Raw genomic sequence first — 6,782 nt, 5'->3', positions numbered from 1 at the left:
TCCGCCCGTTTTTACAACGAGAAGTAGGCATACAAGATACAATGGTGACTGGAGCTCAGACGTGAGCTGTTCCGATCACGGCTCCCCAGGGGCGCGACGGCAAGCAGGCCCCCTCTGATGTCACGGCCCGCAGCACGGGGCGGTAGGGTCGTAGGTGGTCGGGGACATCCCAAATACAGCTCGCCGGGCGCCACGGCGCACGGCGTACCAACGAGGAGATCGGTTCGTGACGATCCGCGTAGGCATCAACGGCTTTGGCCGTATCGGTCGCAACTACTTCCGCGCGCTGCTCGAGCAGGGCGCGGACATCGAGATCGTGGCTGTCAACGACCTGGGCGACACCGCGACCACGGCCCACCTGCTGAAGTACGACACCATCCTCGGCCGCCTCAAGGCCGAGGTCACCCACACCGCCGACACGATCACCGTCGACGGGCACACCATCAAGGTGCTGGCCGAGCGCAACCCCGCCGACATCCCGTGGGGCGAGCTCGGCGTCGACATCGTCGTCGAGTCGACGGGCATCTTCACGAAGAAGGCCGACGCCGAGAAGCACATCGCCGGCGGCGCCAAGAAGGTCCTCATCTCGGCCCCGGCCAAGGACGAGGACATCACCATCGTGATGGGCGTCAACCAGGACAAGTACGACGCGGCCGAGCACCACGTCATCTCCAACGCCTCCTGCACCACCAACTGCGTGGCGCCGATGGCGAAGGTCCTCCTGGAGAACTTCGGCATCGTCAAGGGCCTGATGACGACGGTGCACGCGTACACGAACGACCAGCGCATCCAGGACTTCCCGCACAAGGACCTGCGCAGGGCCCGTGCCGCCGCCGAGAACATCATCCCGACCACCACCGGTGCCGCCAAGGCCACCGCGCTGGTCATCCCCGAGCTGCAGGGCAAGCTCGACGGCATCGCCATGCGCGTGCCGGTGCCCACGGGCTCCGTCACCGACCTCGTGGTCGAGCTGGAGCGCGAGGTCACCAAGGAAGAGGTCAACGCCGCCTTCCAGAAGGCCGCCGAGGGCGAGCTCAAGGGCTACGTCTCGTACACCGAGGACCCGATCGTCTCCTCGGACATCGTGAACTGGCCCGCCTCCTGCACCTTCGACTCCTCCCTGACCATGACCCAGGGCAAGAGCGTGAAGGTCATCGGCTGGTACGACAACGAGTGGGGCTACTCCAACCGCCTCGTCGACCTGACCGTCTTCGTCGGCAACCAGCTCTGATCTCAGCGGCATGAGTCCAGGGCCCGGCCCGCGCGTCGTCGCGGTGCCCGGGCCCTGTGGCCTGTCGGCTGCCTGCTGCTTCTAGGAGTCCCGTACCTGATGAAGACGATCGACGAACTACTGGCCGACGGCGACGGCGTGCGCGGCAAGCGCGTATTCGTCCGGGCCGACCTCAACGTGCCGCTGTCCGGCACCACCATCACCGACGACGGCCGCATCCGCGCCGTCCAGCCGACGATCGCCCGCCTCGCCCAGGCCGGCGCGCGCGTGATCGTCGCCTCGCACCTGGGCCGCCCCAAGGGCGCCCCCGAGCCCGCGTTCTCGCTCGCGCCCGCCGCCGCACGCCTCGGCGAACTCCTCGGGCAGAAGGTGGCGTTCGCGACCGACACCGTCGGCGAGTCCGCGCGGTCCGTCGTCGGAGCGCTCGGGGACGGCGACGTCGCCGTGCTGGAGAACCTGCGCTTCAACCCGGGCGAGACGGCCAAGGACGACGCCGAGCGCGGCGCCTTCGCCGACCGGCTCGCCGCACTCGCGGACGTGTACGTCGGCGACGGCTTCGGCGCCGTGCACCGCAAGCACGCCTCCGTCTACGACCTGCCGGCGCGCCTGCCGCACGCCGCGGGTGGCCTCATCGCCACCGAGGTCGGCGTCCTGAAGAAGCTCACCGAGGACGTCAGCCGCCCCTACGTGGTCGTGCTCGGCGGCGCGAAGGTCTCCGACAAGCTCGGCGTCATCGACCACCTGCTGGAGAAGGCCGACCGCATCCTCATCGGCGGCGGCATGGCGTTCACCTTCCTCAAGGCGAAGGGGTACGAGGTCGGCTCGTCCCTGCTCCAGGAGGACCAGATCCCCGTGGTCCAGGACTACCTCAGGCGGGCCGACGAGCGCGGCGTGGAGTTCGTCCTCCCCGTCGACCTCAAGGTCGCCGCCGAGTTCCCCGACCTGAAGGCCAAGGCGCCCACGCACCCCGAGACGGTCCCCGCCGACGCCATGCCCGCCGGGAAGATGGGCCTGGACAACGGCCCGGAGACCTGCGCCCTGTACGCGGCCAAGCTGGCCGACGCGGCCACCGTCTTCTGGAACGGCCCGATGGGCGTCTTCGAACACCCCGACTTCGCCGAGGGCACCAGGGCCGTCGCCCAGGGCCTGATCGACTCGTCCGCCTTCACCGTCGTCGGCGGCGGCGACTCCGCGGCCGCCGTGCGCACGCTGGGGTTCGACGAGTCGGCGTTCGGCCACATCTCGACCGGCGGCGGCGCGAGCCTCGAATACCTCGAGGGCAAGACGCTGCCCGGCCTCGCCGCACTGGAGGACTGACCCGCTCATGACCGCAACACCCGAGACCGCGACACCTCACAACGCCGCCCGCACCCCGCTCATGGCGGGCAACTGGAAGATGAACCTCAACCACCTGGAGGCCATCGGCCAGGTGCAGAAGCTCGCCTTCGGCCTGAACGACAAGGACTTCGCCGCCGTCGAGGTCGCGGTACTGCCGCCGTTCACCGACCTGAGGTCCGTGCAGACCCTCATCGACGGCGACAAGCTGAAGATCAGGTACGGCGCCCAGGACATCTCGGCGCACGACTCGGGCGCCTACACGGGCGAGATCTCCGGGCCCATGCTCGCCAAGCTCAAGTGCACCTACGTCGTCGTCGGCCACTCCGAGCGCCGCCAGTACCACGGCGAGAGCGACGAGACGTGCAACGCCAAGGTCAAGGCCGCCTACCGGCACGGCCTGACGCCGATCCTCTGCGTCGGCGAACCGGAGTCCGTGCGCGAGGCGGGCAGCCACGTCGCCCACACGCTCGCCCAGGTCGAGGGCGGCCTGAAGGACGTCACGGCCGAGCAGGCCGAGACGCTCGTCATCGCCTACGAGCCGGTCTGGGCCATCGGCACGGGCAAGACGTGCGGCGCCGACGACGCCCAGGAGGTGTGCGGCGCGATCCGCGGCAAGATCGCCGAGTTGTACGCGCAGGACGTCGCCGACAAGGTGCGCATCCAGTACGGCGGCTCCGTGAAGTCCGGGAACGTCGCCGGGATCATGGCGCAGCCCGACATCGACGGCGCGCTCGTCGGCGGAGCGTCGCTCGACACGGACGAGTACGTCAAGATCGTGCGCTTCCGCGACCAGTGAGTGTGCGGTAGCACGGATCCGTCGTACCCTTGCGGGGGCCGGCCAGGGCGCGAAGCGTCACGGCGGGCCCCCGCAGTACGTCGCGCGTGACGCGCCCGTCGCCTTCCGTGACGATCGCGCCGCCCGCACCTTTGCCAGTCCCGTCAATTCCACCCGTCCGAGGAAGTTGGTTCAGCCGTGGTTCTGGGGTTCTCGATCGCCCTCATCGTCTTCAGCCTGCTGCTGATGCTGCTGGTGCTGATGCACAAGGGCAAGGGCGGCGGCCTCTCCGACATGTTCGGCGGCGGCATGCAGTCGTCCGTGGGTGGCTCCTCGGTCGCGGAGCGCAACCTCGACCGCATCACCGTGCTCGTGGCCGTGCTGTGGCTCGCCTGCATCATCACGCTCGGCCTGGTCATCAAGCTGAAAGGCTGATCCGGGGCGGGTCCGCACTCCCGGACGCGGCCTATCATGAGGATCCGCGCCCGGGACAGGGGGTAACTCCCGTAACCGGACGCGCGTTGGGCCTTCCGTAGACTGGGGCGCCCCGTGGCGCCCGGTCACCGGGGCGCTCGGCGGCGGCGCTGCCGTTCGATGCTTTGCGGCACCATCACGCAGGGAGTTACGACCGTGGCAAGTGGCAACGCGATCCGGGGGAGCCGGGTCGGAGCGGGGCCGATGGGCGAGGCCGAGCGCGGCGAGTCCGCGCCCCGCCTGCGCATCTCCTTCTGGTGCTCCAACGGGCACGAGACGCAGCCGAGCTTCGCCAGTGACGCGCAGGTTCCGGAGACGTGGGACTGCCCGCGCTGCGGCTTCCCGGCGGGCCAGGACCAGGACAACCCGCCGGACCCGCCGCGCACCGAGCCCTACAAGACCCACCTCGCGTACGTGCGCGAGCGGCGCAGCGACGCGGACGGCGAGGCGATCCTCGCCGAGGCCCTGGCGAAGCTGCGCGGCGAGATCTGAGCCCGCGAGTCCACGGGACCGGCCGGCCGCCCCACCGGGTGGCCGGCCGCTCCCGTACGTGCCCGCCGCTCCCGTAGGTGGCGCCGGTCCCGGTACCTGCCCGCCGGTCACTCGGCCGCCGCCCTGATCAATTAGGTTGGGGTGCGAGCAGGGACAGATACAGGCACGGGAAGAAGTGGGCTGATGTCCGACAACAACGCAACCGGCCGCACGAGGCTCGACAAGCTGCCCGAGTGGGCCGCGCTCGGCAAACACCGCGAACAGCTCGCCGACACCCATCTGCGTGATCTGTTCGCCGCGCAGCCGGACCGCGGCACGCGGTACACCGCGCGCGTGGGCGATCTCCACCTCGACTACTCCAAGCACCTGGTGACCGACGAGACGCTCGTACTGCTGCGCGACCTCGCCAAGGCCACCGGCGTCGCCGAGCTGCGTGACGCGATGTTCCGCGGCGAGAAGATCAACACCACCGAGGACCGCGCCGTCCTGCACGTCGCGCTGCGCGCCCCGCGCGACGCGGTCATCGAGGTCGACGGCGAGAACGTCGTACCAGGCGTGCACGAGGTCCTCGACAAGATGGCCGACTTCTCCGAGCGCGTCAGGTCCGGCGCGTGGACGGGCCACACCGGCCGTCCCATCAAGAACATCGTCAACATCGGCATCGGCGGCTCCGACCTCGGCCCTGCCATGGCCTACGAGGTCCTGAAGACCTTCGCGCGCCGCGACCTGACCGTGCGCTTCGTCTCCAACGTCGACGGCGCCGACCTGTACGAGTCCGTGCGCGACCTCGACGCCGCCGAGACGCTGTTCATCATCGCGTCCAAGACGTTCACCACGGTGGAGACGATCACCAACGCCACGTCGGCGCGCGACTGGCTGCTCGGCGAACTCGGCGCCGGCCAGGAGGCGGTGGCCAAGCACTTCGTGGCGCTGTCCACCAACGCGGAGAAGGTCTCGGACTTCGGCATCGACACCGCCAACATGTTCGAGTTCTGGGACTGGGTCGGCGGCCGCTACTCGTACGACTCGGCCATCGGCCTCTCGCTGATGATCGCGATCGGCCCCGACGCCTTCCGCGAGATGCTGGACGGCTTCCACACGGTCGACGAGCACTTCAGGACCGCGCCGCCCGAGTCCAACGTGCCGCTGCTGCTCGGCCTGCTCGGCATCTGGTACGGCTCCTTCTTCGACGCCCAGTCGCACGCCGTCCTGCCCTACAGCCACTACCTGTCGAAGTTCACCGCGTACCTCCAGCAGCTGGAGATGGAGTCCAACGGCAAGTCCGTGGGGCGCGACGGCAAGCCCGTCGAGTGGCAGACGGGCCCCGTCGTGTGGGGCACGCCGGGCACCAACGGCCAGCACGCGTACTACCAGCTCATCCACCAGGGCACCAAGGTCATCCCCGCGGACTTCATCGGCTTCGCCCGCCCCTCCGGGGAACTGCCGGCGGGCCTCGCCGCCCAGCACGACCTGCTGATGGCCAACTTCTTCGCGCAGACCCAGGCGCTGGCGTTCGGCAAGACGCCCGACGAGGTACGCGCGGAGGGCGTGGCCGAGGAGCTCGTCCCGCACAAGACGTTCCGCGGCAACCACCCGACGTCGACGGTGCTCGCCCCCGACCTGACGCCGTCGGTGCTCGGCCAGCTCGTCGCGCTGTACGAGCACAAGGTGTTCGTCCAGGGCGCGGTGTGGAACATCGACTCGTTCGACCAGTGGGGCGTCGAGCTCGGCAAGGTGCTGGCGAAGAACATCGAGCCCGTGCTGACCGGTGAGAAGTCGGCCGAGGGACTCGACTCGTCCACCGTCGCGCTCGTCGCCGAGTACCGGGAGATGCGCGGCCGTTGAGCCGACGGCCACAGGGGGGACGGGCGCGCGCCCGTCCCCCCTGTGGCCGCCTCCCGCTACAGCTCGTACACCCGGTGCGCGTTCTCCGACGCGATGAGGGACGCCACCCGCTGGGCGTCCGCCGGCGACCAGGCGCCGTCCGCCACCCAGCCGCCCAGCACGCGCCCCAGCGCCTCCGTGAACACCCGCGCACCCACCACGTGCAGCTCGGGCAGGCCCCTGGCGCCGCTGGAGAACAGCAGCTTGCCGAACGGCGCGATCTCCAGGACCTCAGCGAGCAGCGCCGCCGCGCGGGCGCCGGTGCGCGCGAGCGCGGGGCCGAGATCCGCGTACACGTGCGGGAAGGCGGCCGTCAGCCGCGCGGCCTCACGGTGGCGCGGATAGCTGCCGAGCAGCACCACGTCCACGCCGTGACCGCAGGTCGCCTCGGCGAACCCGGCCAGGGCGTGCGGGTCCGTCCGCGCCACGTGCAGTTGCAGGGGCCGGCCCGTCGCCACGGCCGTCCACAGCAGGTGCCGCAGCAGCACCGGGTCGGCGAGCGGGGCGCCCGCCGCGCGCGTGGTCAGCCACTGCGCTGCCGCGGCGTGGGCCTCCCGGGCGGACGGGCGCCGCGACAGGCCGGCCGCG

Annotated in this window: 7 protein-coding genes; 6 read left to right on the top strand and 1 reads right to left on the bottom strand. The window is 70.3% G+C overall.

Going from position 1 to position 6,782, the window contains the following annotated elements; translation table 11 throughout:
• The first annotated feature begins 226 nt into the window (after positions 1-226).
• From gap to pgi, 6 genes are all read left to right on the top strand, one after another.
• On the top strand, positions 227-1,231 hold the full coding sequence (gene gap / locus JFN87_RS31350) for a type I glyceraldehyde-3-phosphate dehydrogenase (RefSeq protein WP_209345619.1): 1,005 nt from the start codon (positions 227-229) through the stop codon (positions 1,229-1,231).
• Between the two features lie 99 nt (positions 1,232-1,330).
• Entirely contained in the window at positions 1,331-2,548 is a 1,218-nt protein-coding gene (locus JFN87_RS31345) for a phosphoglycerate kinase (RefSeq protein ID WP_209345617.1), read from the top strand.
• A gap of 61 nt (positions 2,549-2,609) precedes the next feature.
• A complete protein-coding gene (gene tpiA / locus JFN87_RS31340) occupies positions 2,610-3,365 on the top strand; it encodes a triose-phosphate isomerase (protein WP_245182690.1) in 756 nt (251 codons plus the stop codon).
• Positions 3,366-3,542: 177 nt separating this feature from the next.
• Positions 3,543-3,779 (top strand): preprotein translocase subunit SecG, encoded by a 237-nt coding sequence (gene secG, locus JFN87_RS31335; protein WP_209345613.1) that lies wholly within the window; start codon positions 3,543-3,545, stop codon positions 3,777-3,779.
• 195 nt (positions 3,780-3,974) lie between these two features.
• A complete protein-coding gene (locus JFN87_RS31330; protein WP_079060169.1) occupies positions 3,975-4,310 on the top strand; it encodes an RNA polymerase-binding protein RbpA in 336 nt (111 codons plus the stop codon).
• Positions 4,311-4,493: 183 nt separating this feature from the next.
• The gene (pgi, locus tag JFN87_RS31325) at positions 4,494-6,155 is read left to right on the top strand and encodes a glucose-6-phosphate isomerase (RefSeq protein WP_209345612.1); all 1,662 of its coding nucleotides are present in this window, start codon (positions 4,494-4,496) and stop codon (positions 6,153-6,155) included.
• Positions 6,156-6,211: 56 nt separating this feature from the next.
• Here the strand turns inward: pgi and JFN87_RS31320 are convergent.
• Positions 6,212-6,782 (bottom strand): amidohydrolase family protein (locus tag JFN87_RS31320; protein WP_245182686.1); only part of this gene is annotated, 571 nt, incomplete at its 5' end.

The organism is Streptomyces montanisoli (assembly GCF_017813245.1).
Classification (GTDB): Bacteria; Actinomycetota; Actinomycetes; order Streptomycetales; family Streptomycetaceae; genus Streptomyces; species Streptomyces montanisoli.
Note: the sequence above shows the minus strand (reverse complement) of the source record. Positions and strands in the feature narration are given on the sequence as shown.

Bases quoted from the DNA above. Each gene is read 5' to 3' on its own strand.
- pgi (WP_209345612.1), top strand. From the start codon at position 4,494: ATGTCCGACAACAACGCAACCGGCCGCACGAGGCTCGACAAGCTGCCC.
- JFN87_RS31345 (WP_209345617.1), top strand. From the start codon at position 1,331: ATGAAGACGATCGACGAACTACTGGCCGACGGCGACGGCGTGCGCGGC.
- tpiA (WP_245182690.1), top strand. From the start codon at position 2,610: ATGGCGGGCAACTGGAAGATGAACCTCAACCACCTGGAGGCCATCGGC.